At 70.3% G+C, this 17,181-nt stretch carries 17 protein-coding genes and 2 pseudogenes; 6 read left to right on the top strand and 13 right to left on the bottom strand.

The window, feature by feature from the left end; genetic code table 11:
• Positions 1–113: pseudogene (locus N5096_RS15300) on the top strand (IS6 family transposase); the annotation flags it as partial.
• A gap of 87 nt (positions 114–200) precedes the next feature.
• Here N5096_RS15300 and N5096_RS15295 read toward each other — a convergent pair.
• The 3 genes from N5096_RS15295 to N5096_RS15285 form a co-directional block, all read right to left on the bottom strand.
• Entirely contained in the window at positions 201–584 is a 384-nt protein-coding gene (locus N5096_RS15295) for a BlaI/MecI/CopY family transcriptional regulator (RefSeq protein ID WP_267665665.1), read from the bottom strand.
• A gap of 91 nt (positions 585–675) precedes the next feature.
• The gene (locus N5096_RS15290) at positions 676–1,572 is read right to left on the bottom strand and encodes a helix-turn-helix domain-containing protein (RefSeq protein WP_267665664.1); all 897 of its coding nucleotides are present in this window, start codon (positions 1,570–1,572) and stop codon (positions 676–678) included.
• Positions 1,573–1,722: 150 nt separating this feature from the next.
• The gene (locus N5096_RS15285) at positions 1,723–2,739 is read right to left on the bottom strand and encodes a phosphotransferase family protein (protein WP_267665663.1); all 1,017 of its coding nucleotides are present in this window, start codon (positions 2,737–2,739) and stop codon (positions 1,723–1,725) included.
• Between the two features lie 246 nt (positions 2,740–2,985).
• Here N5096_RS15285 and N5096_RS15280 point away from each other — a divergent pair.
• A pseudogene (locus N5096_RS15280) lies at positions 2,986–5,084 on the top strand (hypothetical protein).
• A 72-nt stretch (positions 5,085–5,156) separates the two neighbouring features.
• On the opposite strand, the gene N5096_RS15275 reads toward N5096_RS15280, so the two are convergent.
• Entirely contained in the window at positions 5,157–5,615 is a 459-nt protein-coding gene (locus N5096_RS15275; protein ID WP_267665662.1) for a DUF5799 family protein, read from the bottom strand.
• 123 nt (positions 5,616–5,738) lie between these two features.
• On the opposite strand from N5096_RS15275, the gene N5096_RS15270 reads away from it, so the two are divergent.
• Positions 5,739–6,149, top strand: a complete 411-nt coding sequence (locus N5096_RS15270) for a halocyanin domain-containing protein (protein ID WP_267665661.1) — start codon at positions 5,739–5,741, stop codon at positions 6,147–6,149.
• 29 nt (positions 6,150–6,178) lie between these two features.
• Here N5096_RS15270 and N5096_RS15265 read toward each other — a convergent pair whose 3' ends face one another.
• Both N5096_RS15265 and N5096_RS15260 read right to left on the bottom strand, forming a co-directional pair.
• On the bottom strand, positions 6,179–7,282 hold the full coding sequence (locus tag N5096_RS15265; RefSeq protein WP_267665660.1) for a mandelate racemase/muconate lactonizing enzyme family protein: 1,104 nt from the start codon (positions 7,280–7,282) through the stop codon (positions 6,179–6,181).
• A 3-nt stretch (positions 7,283–7,285) separates the two neighbouring features.
• The gene (locus tag N5096_RS15260) at positions 7,286–8,215 is read right to left on the bottom strand and encodes a 1,4-dihydroxy-2-naphthoate polyprenyltransferase (RefSeq protein WP_267665659.1); all 930 of its coding nucleotides are present in this window, start codon (positions 8,213–8,215) and stop codon (positions 7,286–7,288) included.
• A 117-nt stretch (positions 8,216–8,332) separates the two neighbouring features.
• On the opposite strand from N5096_RS15260, the gene N5096_RS15255 reads away from it, so the two are divergent.
• Together N5096_RS15255 and N5096_RS15250 are read left to right on the top strand one after the other, a co-directional pair.
• The gene (locus N5096_RS15255; RefSeq protein WP_267665658.1) at positions 8,333–8,875 is read left to right on the top strand and encodes a carboxymuconolactone decarboxylase family protein; all 543 of its coding nucleotides are present in this window, start codon (positions 8,333–8,335) and stop codon (positions 8,873–8,875) included.
• Positions 8,876–8,960: 85 nt separating this feature from the next.
• On the top strand, positions 8,961–9,284 hold the full coding sequence (locus N5096_RS15250; RefSeq protein ID WP_267665657.1) for a DUF7111 family protein: 324 nt from the start codon (positions 8,961–8,963) through the stop codon (positions 9,282–9,284).
• Between the two features lie 367 nt (positions 9,285–9,651).
• Here N5096_RS15250 and N5096_RS15245 read toward each other — a convergent pair whose 3' ends face one another.
• The 6 genes from N5096_RS15245 to ribH form a co-directional block, all read right to left on the bottom strand.
• Positions 9,652–10,158: a DUF5797 family protein gene (locus N5096_RS15245; RefSeq protein ID WP_267665656.1), complete on the bottom strand. Its 507-nt coding sequence runs from the start codon at positions 10,156–10,158 to the stop codon at positions 9,652–9,654.
• Positions 10,155–11,459 (bottom strand): Asp-tRNA(Asn)/Glu-tRNA(Gln) amidotransferase subunit GatA, encoded by a 1,305-nt coding sequence (gatA, locus tag N5096_RS15240; RefSeq protein ID WP_267665655.1) that lies wholly within the window; start codon positions 11,457–11,459, stop codon positions 10,155–10,157. The genes N5096_RS15245 and gatA overlap by 4 nt, the downstream gene beginning before the upstream one ends.
• Positions 11,460–11,810 (bottom strand): Asp-tRNA(Asn)/Glu-tRNA(Gln) amidotransferase subunit GatC, encoded by a 351-nt coding sequence (gatC, locus tag N5096_RS15235; protein ID WP_267665654.1) that lies wholly within the window; start codon positions 11,808–11,810, stop codon positions 11,460–11,462.
• An 80-nt stretch (positions 11,811–11,890) separates the two neighbouring features.
• Positions 11,891–12,403, bottom strand: a complete 513-nt coding sequence (locus N5096_RS15230; protein WP_267665653.1) for a universal stress protein — start codon at positions 12,401–12,403, stop codon at positions 11,891–11,893.
• A gap of 204 nt (positions 12,404–12,607) precedes the next feature.
• Positions 12,608–13,810 carry a pyridoxal phosphate-dependent aminotransferase gene (locus tag N5096_RS15225; RefSeq protein WP_267665652.1) on the bottom strand — a complete coding sequence of 401 codons (1,203 nt, stop codon included), beginning with the start codon at positions 13,808–13,810 and terminating at the stop codon, positions 12,608–12,610.
• Positions 13,811–13,844: 34 nt separating this feature from the next.
• Positions 13,845–14,249 carry a 6,7-dimethyl-8-ribityllumazine synthase gene (gene ribH, locus N5096_RS15220; RefSeq protein ID WP_267665651.1) on the bottom strand — a complete coding sequence of 135 codons (405 nt, stop codon included), beginning with the start codon at positions 14,247–14,249 and terminating at the stop codon, positions 13,845–13,847.
• 543 nt (positions 14,250–14,792) lie between these two features.
• Here ribH and N5096_RS15215 point away from each other — a divergent pair.
• Positions 14,793–16,100 (top strand): DUF7282 domain-containing protein, encoded by a 1,308-nt coding sequence (locus tag N5096_RS15215; protein ID WP_267665650.1) that lies wholly within the window; start codon positions 14,793–14,795, stop codon positions 16,098–16,100.
• Positions 16,101–16,310: 210 nt separating this feature from the next.
• On the opposite strand, the gene msrA is transcribed toward N5096_RS15215, so the two are convergent.
• Positions 16,311–16,847, bottom strand: a complete 537-nt coding sequence (gene msrA, locus N5096_RS15210; protein WP_267665649.1) for a peptide-methionine (S)-S-oxide reductase MsrA — start codon at positions 16,845–16,847, stop codon at positions 16,311–16,313.
• Positions 16,848–17,181: the final 334 nt, after the last annotated feature.

The following is a 17,181-nucleotide window of genomic DNA, read 5'->3' as shown; positions in this document are numbered from 1 at the left end:
AAATAGAACGACGAACATCATCGTTTGCGAATAGTTTCAGCAATGTCGCGTTAGAGACAGCTCAAAACTGGCTCGAAGCCTTCGCCGTCTACCACAATTCACGCCAAACTTAACGCGACCGAAACAGGAAGCCCTGTCCTCAACAAGCGAGGGGCGAGTAGCCCCGAGCGCGGTAGGTCAGGGTAGTTCACGTTGGGAAGTCATTGTCGGGTGGTGGCGTCGGCTCTGCCGTCCGATCCGCCGTCGCCGTCGCGTTCCGTTCGGACCCCGATCCGCTCGACCGCCGAGTCGCCGAGGACCGTCCGCAGCTCGGCCTCGATCTGGGGGACGAGCCGGTCGCGGGCGGCCTCGGCGTCGAAGCGGTAGCGGTGCCGCGTCGTCCCGCGGCGTCGCTCCGCGCCGCGGTCGACGAGCCCCTTCTCGACGAGTCGATCGACGGTCCGCTTGACCGTCGTGTACGCGACGTCGTCGCCGCGGTCCGTGACCGCGTCGTGCAGGTCACGGGCCGCGAGGGGGCCGTCGGCGCGCCGCAGGACGGCGAGCAGCTGGCGTTCCCGCGGTCCGAGCTGTGTCCACTGGGTCATGAGACACCGGAGCCGAACGCTCTGGTTCGACCCCGCTACTGATCAGTACGGTCTAACCCCCGGGAGAGCTGTCGGCGAACTGTTCGGGAGTTTAACTACCGTCCCCGAACGTCTGCGAGAAGAGCGCCGCCGTCACGGTCCGCAGGTGTTCCGACACGGTGGACTTCGCGAGGTCGAACTCGGCCGCGACGTCGTCGGCGGAGACGCCGCCGGCCTCGAAGTACCCCTCCTCGGCGGCGACCGTCGCGATCTCCGCCTGTCGATCGGTCACGCCGGCCAGGTCGACGGGGACGACGTCGCTGCAGGGGTCCCCCTCCTCGCCGCCGCGGTCGACGCAGAGCCGGCGGAGCTCCACGCCGAGCCCGGCGGCCTCGCACTCGTCGACGATCGCCTGCAGCTCCCCGTGGCCGCTCAGGACGAACGAGACCCGTATGTCGCCGTCCACCATCCCGGTCCGGCGCGGCGAGACCGGGAAGTTCGCGAACGCCGTCGGGAGCCCCCCGCAGGAACACCCCTCGCAGGGGGCGTCGCTCTCGGCCGGGGGCGAGGGGTCGAGGGCGTCGGCGTCGGTCTCGCCGTCTCCCGGCCTCCCGACATTCGCTGCGTCGATCACGACGCCGCCGTCCGTGGCCGCGTCGTCCGCTGCGCGTTCGCTATCGGCGCCCGCGTCGTCCGCTGCGCGGCCGCCATCGGCGCCCGCGTCGTCCACTGCGCGTTCGCCATCGGCGCCCGCGTCGTCCGCTGCGCGGCCGCCATCGATATCGGTGCACTCGCAGGCGATCTCGTAGCGCCCGTGCGCCTGTCCGCCGAAATCGACCAGATCGAGTCCCGTCGGCGGGTCCTCTGGCGGGTCGTCGGCGACGAATTCGACCCGGTCGTCCGCGGCGTCGACCCGCAGCTCCTCGACCGCGGTGTTCGACGAGAGCGCGGCCACGGGACAGCGGTCGCAGGCGGACATCGCGAGCTCGACGTGGATCCCGTCGGTCATGTGCGAGCGTAGCCGCTGCGGGACTCATATAACGCCGAGGGATTTCCAACGCGGTGAAAAGACCGCGGCGCGCCTCCGCGAGCGCGTGCCGCCGCCGTCGCTCGGCGGAGAAATACCATCCGTTCCGGTGAGCGCGCTCGTTTAATCCGCTCAAACGGCGTCCAGCCGCGCCCGCAGTTCCGCGTCCGCCCGCTCGACGAGCGACTCCAGCGGCTCGTCGACGTGAGTCGTCCATTGGTCGAGAAACCCCGAGCGCCCGAGCATCCGGACGACCTCGTATATCGGGCGGCGGGCCGCGAACCCCTCGGGCAGTTCGCCGGCGCGGTCGCGGTAGCCCTTATAAACGGCGTCCGCGTACCGCTCCGGCCCCCGCTCATCGAACCCGTTGCAGAGCTGGTCCTCCGCCCTGACGAGGTCGCGGGCGGGGTCGCCGACGTGGGCGAGCTCCCAGTCGATCGGGACGACCCCGTCGCCGCCCTCGGCTCCCGCGCCTCGTCCCGTCCCGCCGTCGACGACGAACAGGTTCGGCATCGCGACGTCGCCGTGGAGGAGCGCCGCGGGGACGTCGCGGAGGCGGTCGCGGTTCGCCTCCACGCAGTCGACGACGGCGTCGTAGTGGCCGGCGAGCCGCTCCGACGTGCCGATCTCTCGGGTGCGCTCGATCGTATTTAAGAGCACGTCGGGCCACGGCATGCGGTCGATATCGAGGCCGCCTCCGCCGTCGCTCCCGACGATCTCGCCGTGCGCCTCGAACCGCTCGGCGTGGAGGGTCGCCAGCGTCGCGCCGACGCGCCGGAGGAGCGCCTCGCGTTCGGCGTCCGCGTCCACCCTCGCCCCGTCGTCGAGCGCCTCCCACGCATCGAGGAGCTCGCGGCCCGGCGCGGGGCCCGTGACGAGATACGGCGCGTCCGCGTTCGGGTCGGCGGCGAGCACCTCGGGGACCTCGAGCGGCCGCTCGGCGGCCACGTACCGCAGCACCGCCAGCTCGCGGGCGATCCGGGTGCCGTCGCCGTCGACCGCGACCTTGCAGAACGCTCGGCCGCCGTCGGCGAAGGCGACGCCGACCGTCTCGTTGGCGCCGTTCCACGAGGGGCCGACCCCGGTCAGGCGCTCCACCGGCCGCTCGGGGAACGCCTCGCGGAGCGCCGCCGTCGCCGACTCGTTCATGCCGGCGCGTCGCGTCCGGCGCCTGTTAAGACTGCGGTCCCCGGAGCACCGGCCGTCCCGTGCCGACCCGCGCGCCGCGGCCGGAGAGTCTATCGACTCGCCCCCGACGAATTGACCGGGCGAAAGGAAACCAACACCGGCGCGTGAACTGACTTCTGACCGAAAATCCGGGGTTAACGGGTGAGAGATGCCGAATATGGAGAAGTACCGATAGCCTAATATATATTAAGAATTGATCAATTGTCAGTGACAGACGACGCGTTCGGGGGCCGAGTGGGGTTCGAGGTCGACGGGGAGACCCTCCGTGTCCGCGACGCCCTCGAGGGCGAGGAGGTCCGCTTGGTGCTGGACCGTGAGGTCGACCCGCGGCCCGCGCTCGCCGAGCTGTTCCCGGTTCCGGTCGACGGGGCGATCAGCCTCGAGGCCGAATCGATCTCGGTCCCGGACTACTCCGCGGTAACCGTTCGCAGGGACGACGGCGAGTTCGTCGGGCGGCTCGACGACCCCATGGCCTCCCGCGGGGGTCGTACTGCTTCGACGTCAGCGGCGCGACGAAGGTGCTCGTCCGCGCGTCCGACACGGGGGTCTCGACGACCGGCATGGCCGACTCCGGGCCCGTCGAGATCGCGCTCGACCGGCCGCTCACCGTCACGGTCGGCGCGCGGTCCCTCCACACCCGGCCGGAGGCGACGGTCACGGTCCCCGACGACCCGGCCGCGCTGGCGGAGGCGGTCTCGGTCCTCGGCTCGTCGATCAAGGAGTTCTCGCCCGAGCGCTCGTGGCCGACGCTCCGCGGCTATCCGCCGCGGATCGTGCGCGGCGGCGGGCTCGACATTCCGAGCCCGTTGGTCGCCCCCGACACCGGGGTCGACGTGGTCGTCCGCCCGGAGTACGCGGACGTCTACCGGCTCTCGACGCTCTCGTACTACCTCGGCGCGCGGATGGTCGTCGGGGACGCGCCCGCGATCCGGCTCGACACCGGCTACGTCGAGTCGCTGCCGACCGACGGGGTCGCGCTCGAGGAACGCGCGGCGGAGCTGCTCCGGACGTGGTTCTTCCTCGACACGCTGGCGCGCACGGAGGGGTACGTCCCCTCGGACCGGTACGAGTACGCGCAGGTCGGCCCGGAGCTCCCCTTCTACCCGCCGAAGCTCGCGGACCGCTCGATGAGCGAGCGACTGATGGAGTACCTCGAGGTCGACCCGGCGACGGTCGCACCCTACGCGCCCGACTGGCCGACCGAGGCGGTGCTCCGGCCGGGGCTCGCCGGCGCCGAACTCCTGCCGCACCTCGCGCACGTGCTGGCGCCGGTGCGGGTGCGCGGCGCGGCGGAGCCCGCCCGACCGGACGCGCCGGACGCGCTCGCGACGTGGCCGTGGTTCGCGCCCGAGAGCGGGGTCCCGAACCCGGACGAGAACCCGCTGCCCGCGGGCACGTCGGTGTTGACGCCCGCGAGCTACGAGAACCGGCTCCGACGCGGGGCGACAGCCCGGGGCCGGGTTCGCGTCGTCGCGCTGGTCGACTCGGCGGAGCGCGCGACGGCGGTCCGGCGCGCTCTCTCCGAGCCCGCGGTGCCGGAGGGCGTCGGCCACTGGGAGGTGCTGGACCGGCCGGACGCCGAGACCGCCGCGGCGGCGCTCTCGGACTCCGATATCGACATCGCGTACTGCGGGCTCCCGGTGGGAGACGGTGCGGTCGTTGCGGCCGACGGTCCGGTTGGGCTCGCCGAGCTCAAGCACGCGCCGGCGCTGACGGTTTTCGAGGGAACCGAGGGCGTCGGCGAGGCGGTCACCGCGGTCGAGAACGGCGGGATCGGGTCTATTGTCGCTGCGGAGCCGCCGTCCCTTCCGGCGATCAGATCGGTCACCGCCCTCTTGGAGATAGGGACGCCGATGAGCGCCAGCGCTTCCCTGTCGGGTCTCTTCGCCGAGACCCCGACCCGCTGCGTCGGCGACCCCGGGGTTGCGGTAGCATCCGGTATCCCGCTGACGACGCAGACGTACTCGATGCGGTCGGAGTCCCCCACCTCACACCGGGTCAGGCACGGCTCTCTCCTCTCGCTCTCGGTCCGGATCGGGTACGAAGAGAAACAGCTGTCCGAGGAGTTCGACGCGCTGAGCGAACTGATGGGCCAGACCCGAACGGACGGTCCCGTCATCAACTCCCCGACACTCCTCGAGATCCTCGACGAAGACGACTCCATCGTCCGTCTCAACGGTCGCCTGTTGCTTCCGAGCGACGACCTCACCGCGTCGGACATCGAGCGATTGGCTCGACTGAGCCTCGCGGAAGACGGCGACGGCGGGGCGGGTCGGGTCAACCGGCCGGAACGACACCGCAGCTAGCGACTCGGACCGCTCCGCGTCGGCGCTTGAGATCACCGAGGCTTTTCCGGCCGACGACCCGCCGCGGTTCGGTCACTCCTGATACGCGAGTCTGACCTGCTCCCACCGGCCGTTGTCCTCCAGGTGGGCTTGGAGTTCGTCGGCGTACTCCTGAACCAGGCGCTCCGCGGCCTCGAGCTCCTCGGCGTCGGCGCCGCCCCCGCCCCCGGATCCGCCGAGCCCGAGCGCGCCCTTTATCGAGTCGACCAGACCGCCGCCGGAACCCCCGCCGTCTCCCTGCCCCGGCGCCCCGCCCATCGCGGCGACCTGCGACCGGACGTTCTCCAGCTCCGGCATGATCGCCGGGAGGCTGGAGGTGTCGGCGACGAGGCGGGCGTCCTCGGCGTCGTCGGCGTTCTCGATCTCGAACTCCGTCGCGGTCATGATCAGGCCCCACTCCTGGCTGGAGAACCGCGAGGCCGACACTCGGTCCGTGAACTCGTTGTCGACGGTCATCCGCTCGCCGACGATCGCGTCTGTCCACTCGCTCATACTCTCCCGTTCGGTCGCGCCCGTACAAACCCTTTCCCTCGTCGGTTTCGGGAGCGCGCTCGGAGGTGTCGCTCCGGAGGCTGCTCTCGAGACCTTTTATACCGACCGGACACTCGTTCGGGCATGAACGCGCGAACGCGACGCGAGCTGCTCGGGGTCGTCGGTGCCGCGTCGGCCGCCGGACTAGCGGGCTGTACGGGCGCGCTCCTCCCCGGAGGCGACGACGGAGAGACGGAGACGGTCGACCGAACCGATCGAGAGACCGTCGCGGTCGCGGTCGGCGCGGACGGCGGATTCTCCTTCGCGCCCGCGAGCGTCCGGGTCGCCGTCGGCACGACCGTCGTCTGGGAGTGGACCGGCGTCGGGGGGAGCCACAACGTCATCGACAGGGGCGGCACCTTCGAGTCCGGCCTCGCCGCCGCGGAGGGACACGCCTTCGAACACGAATTCACCGAGCCCGGGAGTTACGAGTACGTCTGTACGCCCCACCAGACGCGGGACATGGAGGGGACGGTCGAGGTCGTCGAGGAGTGACCCGTCCGCCGGCGGGCTGCTCCCGGTGATCAGGGCAGCCCGTCGAACGCGTCGCCGGCGAGCCCGGGCCCGTCCGGGACCAGCAGCTCCCCGTCCGCGACCGGACAGGGGTCCGGCGCGAGGTCGTCGTCGAGCAGCGAGGCCGTGGCGAGTCCGCAGGGGGCGACGTCGGGCACCGCGGCGGCGACGTGGACCGCGGCGGTCCGCGCGACGACGGCGTCGATCGTGGTGGTGATCACCGGCTCGACGCCGGCCGCCCGCGCGGTCGCCGCCGCCGCCAGCGCGCGGTCGGGACCGCCGAGCGCCATCGGCTTCAGGACGACGACGTCGGCCGCGTCGGCCTCGAGGACGGCGTCGAGCTCGCGGCGGGCGAGCGACTCGTCGAGCGCTATCGGGATCGAGGGCTCGGACCCACCGCCGTCGCGCTCCCGGCCGTCCCGGTCGCCTCGGAGGGCCGCCGCGCCGTCGAGGTCACCGGCCGGAAGCGGCTGTTCGACGTACGCGAGGTCCAGCGGCGCGAGCCGGTCGAGCGCCTCCCGCGCGGTCGCCAGGTCCCACGCCCCGTTCGCGTCGGCCCGGATCGCGACCGCGTCCCCGACCGCCTCTCGGACCGCGCGGAGTCGCTCGACGTCGGCGTCGAGCGGGCGGGCGCCGACCTTCACTTTCACGCACCCGAACCCCTCTGCGACGGCCCGCGTCGCCGCGGCGGCGGTCGCTTCGCGGTCGCCGTCGCCGACCGTCGCGTTGACCGGGACCGTCTCGGCCGGCGTCGGGAGGCCGTGTTCGGCGGCGAGCCGCGCGGCCAGCGACTGCCCGCCGCCCCGGGCCGAGGCGTCCGCGAGCGCGAGCGCGAGACCGTGGCGGGCCGCGGGCGTCTCGGCGGGGTCGAGGCGGTCGAGCGCATCGCCGACGAGGCCGTCGTCGTCGCCGTCCCGGACCTCCCGCAGCGCCGACTCGCACGCCGACAGCGACTCGGTCCAGCCGGGGAGCGGGGTGGCCTCGCCGAGGCCGGGCGCGGCGGAGTCGCCGTCACCGGGCCCCGTCCCGACGAGGAACCCCTCGCGCTCCGCGATCCGGCCGCGGGCCGTGTCGAGCGGGGTCGCCAGGCCGACGGAGAAGGGGCGGAGCCGCATCGGTCAGAGCGCGAGGCCGACCGCGAACGCGACGGCGTACGCCGCGAGGAGCTTGCCGGTCGATTCCAGCGCGGGGTTGAGCGCGTCGCCCGAGGTCTCGGTCACGACGGTGCGCGTGACCCCGGCCGCGAGCGGGAGCGTGACGAGCGGGAGCAGCACCGCGAGGCCGTCCCCCCGGGCGAGGAACCAGACGGGGGCGAGGTAGGCGAGCGCGAGCAGGCCGACGTACTGGGCCCGCGAGAACCCGTAGCCGAACCGGACCGCGAGGGTCCGCTTGCCGGTCTCGGCGTCCTCCTCCAGGTCGCGGACGTTGTTGACCACGAGGATGTTCGTCGAGAGCGCGGCGATCGGGAGGCTGGCGACGACGGCCGCGAGGGTGACGGTCCCCTCGGGAAGCCACAGCGGGAAGGGCTCGCCGACGAGGGCGGCCGCCTGCACGTAGTACGTGCCGGTGACCGCGATCACGCCGAAGAAGACGAACACGAACAGGTCGCCGAGCCCGTGGTAGCCGAGCGGGTATGGCCCGCCCGTGTACGCGATCCCCGCGGCGACGGACGCGAGCCCGATCACGAGGATAGGGACGCCGCCGACGTAGACGAGGGAGGTGCCGACGAGGATCGCGGCCGCGAACGTCAGCCACATCGCCCGCTTCACCTCGGCCGGCTCGATGAGGCCGCTGGCGACGACGCGGGTGAACCCCTCGCGGTCGTCCGTGTCGGCCCCCTGGATCGCGTCGTAGTAGTCGTTCGCGAAGTTGGTGCCGACCTGGATCAGCGCCGCGCCGACGAACGCGGCGAGCGCCGGCAGCGGGGCGAACGCCCCCGTCCGGAGCGCGAGGCCGACGCCGACGATCACCGGTGCCGCCGCCGCGGGGAGCGTCTGGGGCCGCGCGGCGATCACCCACGCCCGCCGTCGCGACACCTCGATGCTCATTGGCAGCGATAGGCACGTCCCGTCCCTTAACCTTATCATCCCGGACCGGCCGATCGGGGTCACCCGTGGCCGCCCGCCGCACCCCAGAGCTATGGCGGCCGGCGACGACTCTCCCGTATGGCCCGCGTTCCATACGTCGACGCGTCGGACGTGCCAGAGGAGTACGAGGAGCTGCTGGAGTCGTCGCTGCAGGGGAAGCCCCTGCACGTCTACCAGTCGCTCGGCAACAACCCGGAGGTGCTCGCCGGACTGCGCTCGTTCCTGCGCTCGCTGTGGACAGACAGCGGGCTCTCGGACCGCGACCGCGAGCTCGTGATCCTCGCCGCCGCGGGCGAGACGCGGAACCGCTACGAGTGGCACCAGCACGTCAACATCGCCCGGGACGTCGGGATCGACGACGAGGCGATCGCGGGGATCGGCACCGGCGACCTGTCCCCCCTCGACGCGGACGAGACGACGCTGGTCGAGTACGCGGTCTCGGTCGTCCGCGGCGAGGTCGGCGCGGTCGCTCACGACGAGATCGGCGGCCTGTACGACGACGAGACGGTCGTGGGCATCGCGGCGCTCGCCCAGGGGTACGCCGGGCTCGGCGGCATGATCGACGCGTTCGACCTCGAACTGGAGGCCGGGAGCGAGTTCCACGGCTGGGACCCGCGGTAGGACGCGACGAACGATCCCCGCCCCCACCCCAGTCACCGCCCTCGACGACCGACAGATACGACAGGGGCGGGCCCGTACCGAAGGTATGAGCGACACGACGGCTGACGGGCAGGCCGAAGGGGAGGCGACCGAGAGCGAGTCCACTCACGCCGAGGCGAACGGCATCGCGGCGCGCTACGAGGAGGCCGACGGCGAACGACTGCTCACCTTCTCCGCCGACGGCAGCGAGGCGACCGTCGCCCAGAACATCGAGGGCTACGCCATGCTGAAGGTTCGGACGGGACCGACCGGAGACGAGCTGGAGCGGTACTACGGGCTCGACATGGCGCTCGACCACGCCGCGGAGCTGCTCGGCGCCGCCGTCACCGACCTCCCGGTCCCCGACGCTGCCGCCGACATGGGAATGTGACGGCGGCCGGCCGCGACTACTTATAAATAGAACTGCGGTGGCGTGCGCCTGCGAGCGCCCACCGGGCGCGAGCAGACCGCACGAGGTCGTCGGGCGAAGCCCGACTGCCAGAGGCGCGTCGCGCCTCGCTGTCGCCGGCGCTGCGTGCTGACTGCCGGAGGGACCGGAAGTCCCTCGCTGGAGTCGGTCGCCCGGAGCAACGCGGAGGGCGACCGACGAGGTTGGGGAAGTGTGAGGTGCGGCGTTGTGCGGGGCTTTGGAGGTGGCCTCCGCCGATCGCGGGTTGGATACTTATAAACGGCGACCGAAACGAGTTGAGTGCTCCCTCTCTCGACCATCTCCGCTCCGACGGCTACTTTTGAATCTCCTATTCGCTCACTTCGACCGTGATATCGTCGCGCTCGACGGCGAGCTTGAACGTCGGGACGCTCCGGTAGACCACCTCGACGACGTTCTTGCGCTCGAGGGTGCGGAGCGCGCGCCGCACCTCGTCGACCTCGGGGTCGGCGTCGAACGACTCGCGGACCGCGTTGAGCACGCTGACGACCGACTGCGACCGCTCGCCGGGCCCGGCCACGACCTCGAACACCCGCGCCACCAGCTCCGGCACGCGGATCGCCTCGGGCGCGCCCCCCTTCGCGACCGCGTCGGCCTCGATGCCGGGCTCGACGTCGACGAGGTCGTTCGCCTCGGCCGTCGACCGGATCAGGCTGTCGTCGTCGCGGTAGTAGTACTCCTTCAGGTGGGTCTGTAGGTACTGGTGCACCTCGCTGCCGCTCTCAAGCCCCCACGCGTCCTCCAGCTCGCCGTTCTTCGTCGGCTGAAGCCGGACGATGTCGGCGAGTCGATCCCGCTCCTCGTCGGTCAGGCTCATCGCTCCTCGACCGCGCTCGCGGCGCGGACGACCGTCTCCTCGTCGAACTTCGGGCCGACGAGCTGGAGCCCGACCGGGAGCCCCTCGGCCTCGCCGGCCGGCACCGAGGCGGCCGGGAGGTTCGCGAGGTTGACCGGCGTCGTGTTCGCGTCCGCGAGGTACATCCGGAGGGGGTCGTCGAGGCTCTCGCCGAGCTCGAAGGGGAGCACCGGCATCGTCGGCGAGGCGATCACGTCGACGTCGGCGAAGGCGTCCTCGAAGTCCCGGCGAACCCAGGCGCGAGCGTCCTGCGCCTTCTCGTAGTACTTGTCGTGGTAGCCCGCCGAGAGCGCGTACGTCCCGAGCAGGATCCGGCGTTTGACCTCCGCGCCGAACCCCGCCTCGCGCGTCTCCGCGAACGACTCGTTCCAGTTGCCGTCCGACTCGGACCGGTTCCCGTACCGCACGCCGTCGAAGCGCGCGAGGTTCGAGGAGGCCTCCGCCATCGCGATCACGTAGTACGCCTGCACCGCGTGTTCGACGGAGGGCAGCGAGATGTCGGTGGTCTCGGCGCCCTGCGCCTCCAGGTCCGCGATCGCGGCCTCAACCGTCTCGACGACGCGCTCGTCGGCGCCCTCGAACAGCTCCGTGGGAACTCCGACCGTCAGCCCGTCGACGTCGCCGTCGGCGGCCGCGGCGTAGCTCGCGTCCGGGTCGGCGCCGTCCACCTCGCTCAGGTCCCGGGTCGTCCCGTCGTGCGGGTCCCGCCCCGCCATGACGTCGAGCGCGGCGGCCGCCTCCTCGACGGTGCCGGCGATCGGGCCGATCTGTTCGAGGGAGTTCGCGTACGCGACGAGCCCGTACCGAGAGACGAGCCCGTAGGTGGGTTTGATGCCGACGACGCCGCAGAACGCGGCCGGACAGCGCACGGAGCCGCCCGTGTCGGAGCCGAGCGCGAGGTCGGCCTCCCCCGCGGCGACCGCCGCCGCCGACCCGCCGGAGGAGCCGCCGGGAACGCGCTCCGGGTCGGCCGGGTTGCGCGTGGGGCCGAACGCCGAGGTCTCCGTCGTCGTTCCCATTCCGAACTCGTCCATGTTCGTCTTCCCGACGACCGTCGCGCCCGCGTCGGTCAGCCTCTCGACGACCGTCGCGGAGTACGGCGGGACGTAGTCGGCGAGCATCTCGGAGCCGCAGGTCGTCCGGATCCCCTCGGTGGAGATGTTGTCCTTGACCGCGACGGTCGCGCCCGCGAGCGGGCCGTCGGCGTCCGCGTCGCCCTCGATCGTCTCCTCGGTGATGAACAGGTTGAGGTCGGCCGACATCTACGACACCTTCGGCCCGACGAAGAAGCCGTCCTCCGTCTCCTCGGCGTTCGACAGCGCCGCCTCCTGAGAGAGCCCCGACTCGACCTCGTCGGGGCGCATCACGTTGACGAGCTCCTCCTCGCGCTCGGTCTCGGGCACCTCGTCGAGCGCCTCGAAGTAGTCGAGGATGTCGCCGAACTGGGCGGCGAACTCCTCGACCTCGTCGTCGGCGAGGCGTACGCGGGCCAGCTCCGCGACGTGTCGGACCTCCTCGGCGTCGACGGCCGCCACGGCGGAACCGGCGGACGAGTCGGCGTCGTCCGCCGCGTCCCCCTCCGCGTCACCCGTCGACTCGGACGTGTCGCTCATACGCTGAGGTGTTCCGCTCTGGGAGTAAGGGTTTCGGAACGCCGCATCGGCGGCGTCCGGTCGGCAGAGCGCTCGCGCGGTCACTCCTCTTCGTCGGCCCGAACCGTTACCACGGGCGGCTCGGCCAGCCGCACGACCTTCTCGGAGACGCTGCCGAGCAGGTAGCGCTCGACGCCGGTCCGACCGTGGGTCCCCATCACCACGAGGTCGATGTCGTTCTCGTCGGCGTATCGGAGGACCTCCGAGTGCGGCGTCCCCATCTCGACGGCGGTCGTCAGGTCGATCCCGTCGAGCGACCCGACCGCGGCCTCGATGAGCTCCTCGGCGTGGGCGGTGAGCTCGTCTTCGATCTCGTCCGAGTCGGGGGCGTCCTCGTGTCTCCCGATGTACCCCTCGTCAGGCGACCGCCCGCTCATCGACTGGTCGTCCTCGTCGAGGAAGGCCCCGCTCAGGCCGAGCCCGCCCCCGCGCGTGTCGACGACGTGTAAGACGTGGACGGTCGCGTCGAACGCGGACGCGAGTTCTCCCACGTGTTCGGCCGCCGCTTCCGATCCGGTGCTTCCGTCCGTCGGGTACAGTATCTGGTCGTACATCGTCCCACCGAGTTGAATTTCGAGGAGAAACGATAAAAACGCACCGCAGATTCGCGCTATCGGCCGATCCGCTCTCTCGCCCGGGGGAGGACGGTTAATCGACCGACGGATTGGCCGTCGAATCGACCGACAGAATTGCGGTCGAATCGACCGACAGAATTGCGGTCGAATCGACCGAAGAACCGGCCAGGAAACCGTCTGTATTTATAAGAGGTCGTTCGAGACGAGCCGGTCGACGGCCTCGCGGAGGCGCTCCTCGCTGGCGGCGTAAGAGATCCTGGCGTAGCCGGGCGCGTTGAACGCGCCGCCCGGAACGCACGCGACCGACGCCTCCTCGATGGCGGCCTCGCACCACGCCTGGTCGTCCGCTCGCGGCTCGTCGCCGCTCGCGTCCGAGGTGCCTTGCACCTCGCTGTCGTCCACGGGGATCATCATGTAGAAGGCGCCGTCGCCGACGTCGACGTCGACGCCGTGCTCGTCGAAGAGGTCGACGAGGAGGTCGCGCCGGTCGGCGAACGCGTCGCGCATCTCCTCGACGGCGTCGTCGGTGTTCTCGAGGGCCTCCACGCCCGCCCGCTGCACGAAGTTTGTCGCGCAGGAGACGGAGTGCGAGTGGAGCTTGCCGGCCTGGCCGACGAAGTCGCCCGTGGCGTGGAGGTAGCCGAGCCGCCAGCCGGTCATCGAGAACGCCTTCGAGAAGCCGTTGATCGTTATCGTGCGGTCGGCCATGCCGTCGAGGCTCGCGAGCGAGACGTGCTCGGCGTCGTAGATGATGCGCTCGTAGATCTCGTCGGAGATGACGGCGACGTCGTGCTCGACCGCGAGGTCGCGGACGCCCTCTAGCGCGGCCTCGGAGAAGACCGCGCCCGTGGGGTTCGACGGGGAGTTGACGACGAGCAGTTCGGTGTCGTCCGACACGGTCTCCGCGAGGTCGTCCAGCGCGGGCTCCAGCTGGAACCCGTGCGGCGACAGGTCGACGCGCGAGAGGTCGCCGCCGGCGAGCTTCGCCATCGCCTCGTAGGAGACCCACGCCGGGTCCAGCAGGACGACCTCGTCGCCGTCGTCGATCAGCGTCTGGAACGTCTCGTACAGCGCCTGCTTGCCGCCGGGGGTGACGATCACCTCGTCGGCGTCGGCGTCGATACCGGTGCCGCGGAGCTTCTCGGCGATGGCCTCCTTGAGCCGGGGAATCCCGTTCGAGGAGGTGTAGCCCGTGTGCCCCGCGTCGAGGGCGTCCTTGCCGGCCTCGACGACGTTCGCCGGGGTGTCGAAGTCGGGCTCGCCCACCGAGAGGTCGACGATGTCGGCGCCCTCCGCCTCCTTTTCTGCCGCCAGGTTCGATATCGCCAGCGTCGCGCTGGGCTCTACGCGTCCGATCCGGTCCGAGAAGTCGTATGCGTCGCTCATTGTCGTGTGTTCCGTTCGGTATCGTCTCCGCCGGTCATCCGAGCTCCTCCGCGAGGTCGAGCGCGGCGTCGGCCGCGTCCGCCCCCTTGTCGATGCGCTCGCGGGCCTCCGCGCCGGACATCCCCGGACCGCTCACGCCGAACGTGACGGGGGTGTCACGGTCGAGGCTCACCCGGGTGAGCTGTTCGGCGGTCGCGCTCGCGATGACGTGGTCGTGGTCGGTGTCGCCGGTGACGATAGCGCCGACGACCGCCACGGCGTCGACGTCGTCCCGGCGCGCGAGCCGGTCGGCGGCCAGCGGGCTGTCGTACGCCCCCGGCACGCTCACTTCGTCGACGACGACGGCGTCGCGGTCGGCGGCCGCCTCGCGGGCGGCCTCGGCCATCGGCTCCGTGACGGAGTCGTTGAACCGCGCCACCACCAGTCCCAGCGAGACCATACGATCGCTCGCACCGGCGACGGCAAAGGTCTACCGTTCCGGCCGAGGGTTGCCGGGTGCAACCCCCGGCTCGGTGACGCGCGTTTCGGAAACGGGCGCCGTGGTGGCGCCGGCCTCACTCCCGAGCGCGGGGAGTGTCGCGGTCGATGCTCACTCGCCGTCGCCGCGCGACGCTGGTCCCGCGTCGGTTAGACGGGATTACTTTTCCTGGGTGGTGTTCTCGGATATCAAGGCCTCCCCAGCGACGATCCGGCGGTAAGACCGCCGGCACCTCCCACTAATCCGCTCTTATGTGTCACCGCAGATCCCCGGCGGATGACGGGCGGACGCCGGACGAGAGTAAGCCGGTCGGAGTCTGCCCAAGCCAACACATAACAAAGCGAGACCGGGCGGTGATATGCACTCGTGGTTTGCACGAACGCTGCGGGCGAGCGAGCGGGGAACAGTGACGGTCTGACAACTGAGACGCGACGGGCGACCTGAGTTACAACACACATGAAATATTCAACTAAGAGGCTTATCGCGGTCGTACTCGCGGCGGTGATGTTGAGCTCCGTCGTGGGGATGGTCGGAGCACAAGAGGTACGGCCGCAGGCCGCCTCACCCACGAACGCGAACGCCACGGTGGCGTTCTCCGATCAGACGACGGACGGCACGTCCGTGACCGTCGATTCGGTGAACACGTCCGACGGCGGGTTCGCGGTGATCCACGACGACAGTCTGCTCGACGGGGAGGTCACCGGGAGCGTGATCGGCGTCTCGGAGTACCTCGAACCCGGGGAACACGAGAACGTCACCGTCACGCTGTTCGACGGCGTCCCGGGAGCCGAGTTCACCCAGACCGAGCTCACCGAGGATGAAACCTTGATCGCGATGCCGCACCGCGACACGGACGCCAACGAGACCTACGACTTCGTCGCGACCAACGGGTCGGTGGACGGCCCGTACGTCGCCAACGGATCGGCGGTCACCGACTCGGCGAGTGTCACCGTGGAAGCCGCACAGACCACCGGTGAATCGTTCGTCGTGAGCGATCTGGCTGCCCCCGAGGTTGTCGAACGGGGCGACGCGCTGGAAGTCACCGCGACCGTTGAGAACCCCAACGACGAGGCGGACACGCAGGACGTGGCGTACCGCTTCGACGGGAACGTGACCGCCCGCGAAGAGGTCAGTCTCGACGCCGGCGAATCGACCGAATTCACCGCCACGGTCAACACGTCGGAGGTCGATTCCGGCGACTACATCCACGGCGTGTACACGCGCGAGGACGGACAGCCGGCGCAGGTCCGGATCGCCGGCGAGATCGCCTCGTTCGAGGTCGCGGACCTCAGCGCGCCCGACTCGGCGAACGTGGGCGACGAGGTCACGGTGAGCGCCACCGTCTCGAACCCCAACGACTTCGCCATGGAACAGCCGGTCCAGTTCCGGTTCGACGGCGACCTCGTGGAGACCCGGAGCGTCGAACTCGACGGCGAGAGCTCGACGACCGTTCAGTTCGAGACCCGGACCACGGGTCCCCCGGGCACGTACATCCACAGCGTCTTCACGAACGACTTCGGACAGGACGCGGTCATCACCGTCGAAACGCCCGGCGAAGGGCCTCCGGATGACCGTCCTGGCGGTGAGGACGGTGAAGACGGTGAGGACGACGAAGATGCCGAAGACGGTGAGGACGGCGAAGATGCCGAAGACGGCGAAGATGGCGAGGACGGAACCGACGGAACTGACGGTGAGGACGGAACCGACGGTGAGGACGGAACTGACGGTACAGGCGATGAGAACGAAACTGACGGCGACGCCGGTGAGAACGCGACCGACGAGGAACAGCCCGAAACCCCCGAGGACGCGTAACTAACCCGGTTTCCTCGGATTCGATTTTTTCGACCGAAACCGCGGCTTCGAGTATCGAACGACGAGCACGGCGGAGACGGTCACGTGGGAGATTTTCGAAGGCGGACCGATCGATCGACCGTCGATAGCACCGCCGGTCTCAAAGACCGAGTCGCTGCGAGCGAACGCGAGCGGTGATTCGCTGGGCGGGACCGAATCTGACTGTGCCGGTCAGTTCGCGACCTTCGCTTCGAACTTCTCGCGCACCTTGTCCATCTTCGGCTTGGCGTTGAAGCTGCAGTAGGCGTCGTTCGGGTTCTTCGCGAAGTAGTCCTGATGGCGCTCTTCGGCGCGGTAGAACGTCTCCAGCGGCTCGATCTCGGTGACGACGTCGTCGTCGTACTCCTCGTCGAGCGCCTCGACGTACGCCTCCGCCACCTCCTGCTGTTCCTCGTCGTGGGTGAGGACGATCGAGCGGTACTGGCTCCCGACGTCGGGGCCCTGTCGGTTGAGCTGGGTCGGGTCGTGGACCTCGAAGAAGGCTTCGAGGACCTCGTCGTAGGCGATGACGTCGGGGTCGAACTCCACTTGGACGACCTCGGCGTGGCCCGTGCTGCCGGAGCAGACCGCCTGGTAGGAGGGGTCCTCGACGTGCCCGCCCGCGTAGCCGGACGTGACCGACTCGACGCCGGCGAGCAGTTCGAGCGCCGCCTCGGTACACCAGAAGCACCCGCCGCCGACCGTCGCGGTTTCGAGCTGAGTAGACATACTTGTTGCAAGGGCTCGGAGACGTATTAATGACGCGCGCTTATGCGTGAGTAGTGGTGGCTCAGCAGATTTGCATTTATAACTCGATGGCTACAGATCGGCGGCGAACACCTCCAAAGCCCCAGCCGCTCGGCCATACTCAGTTGACTGTGGATCGACGGCGAACACCTCCAAAGCCCCAGTCGCGACGACTCGCGCGCCTTGCTGCGCGCCGCACTCGCTTCGCTCGTGCGGTGCTTGCTGCGGCGTGCTTCGCCCTCGCGACTGCCCCTTTGATACGGTCGTGCGAAACTATTTACCGTTATAGATTCAATTTTGTGTAATGAGTCGGTTG

This window comes from Halorubrum yunnanense (genome assembly GCF_026586675.1).
Taxonomy (GTDB): domain Archaea; phylum Halobacteriota; class Halobacteria; order Halobacteriales; family Haloferacaceae; genus Halorubrum; species Halorubrum yunnanense.
This window is presented reverse-complemented; position numbering and strand designations above follow the sequence as displayed.

Excerpts from the sequence above, each read along its gene's own strand:
- N5096_RS15295 (WP_267665665.1), bottom strand. The coding sequence starts at position 584 with ATGACCCAGTGGACACAGCTCGGACCGCGGGAACGCCAGCTGCTCGCC.
- N5096_RS15290 (WP_267665664.1), bottom strand. The coding sequence starts at position 1,572 with ATGACCGACGGGATCCACGTCGAGCTCGCGATGTCCGCCTGCGACCGC.
- N5096_RS15285 (WP_267665663.1), bottom strand. The coding sequence starts at position 2,739 with ATGAACGAGTCGGCGACGGCGGCGCTCCGCGAGGCGTTCCCCGAGCGG.
- N5096_RS15275 (WP_267665662.1), bottom strand. The coding sequence starts at position 5,615 with ATGAGCGAGTGGACAGACGCGATCGTCGGCGAGCGGATGACCGTCGAC.
- N5096_RS15270 (WP_267665661.1), top strand. The coding sequence starts at position 5,739 with ATGAACGCGCGAACGCGACGCGAGCTGCTCGGGGTCGTCGGTGCCGCG.
- N5096_RS15265 (WP_267665660.1), bottom strand. The coding sequence starts at position 7,282 with ATGCGGCTCCGCCCCTTCTCCGTCGGCCTGGCGACCCCGCTCGACACG.
- N5096_RS15260 (WP_267665659.1), bottom strand. The coding sequence starts at position 8,215 with ATGAGCATCGAGGTGTCGCGACGGCGGGCGTGGGTGATCGCCGCGCGG.
- N5096_RS15255 (WP_267665658.1), top strand. The coding sequence starts at position 8,333 with ATGGCCCGCGTTCCATACGTCGACGCGTCGGACGTGCCAGAGGAGTAC.
- N5096_RS15250 (WP_267665657.1), top strand. The coding sequence starts at position 8,961 with ATGAGCGACACGACGGCTGACGGGCAGGCCGAAGGGGAGGCGACCGAG.
- N5096_RS15245 (WP_267665656.1), bottom strand. The coding sequence starts at position 10,158 with ATGAGCCTGACCGACGAGGAGCGGGATCGACTCGCCGACATCGTCCGG.
- gatA (WP_267665655.1), bottom strand. The coding sequence starts at position 11,459 with ATGTCGGCCGACCTCAACCTGTTCATCACCGAGGAGACGATCGAGGGC.
- gatC (WP_267665654.1), bottom strand. The coding sequence starts at position 11,810 with ATGAGCGACACGTCCGAGTCGACGGGTGACGCGGAGGGGGACGCGGCG.
- N5096_RS15230 (WP_267665653.1), bottom strand. The coding sequence starts at position 12,403 with ATGTACGACCAGATACTGTACCCGACGGACGGAAGCACCGGATCGGAA.
- N5096_RS15225 (WP_267665652.1), bottom strand. The coding sequence starts at position 13,810 with ATGAGCGACGCATACGACTTCTCGGACCGGATCGGACGCGTAGAGCCC.
- ribH (WP_267665651.1), bottom strand. The coding sequence starts at position 14,249 with ATGGTCTCGCTGGGACTGGTGGTGGCGCGGTTCAACGACTCCGTCACG.
- N5096_RS15215 (WP_267665650.1), top strand. The coding sequence starts at position 14,793 with ATGTTGAGCTCCGTCGTGGGGATGGTCGGAGCACAAGAGGTACGGCCG.
- msrA (WP_267665649.1), bottom strand. The coding sequence starts at position 16,847 with ATGTCTACTCAGCTCGAAACCGCGACGGTCGGCGGCGGGTGCTTCTGG.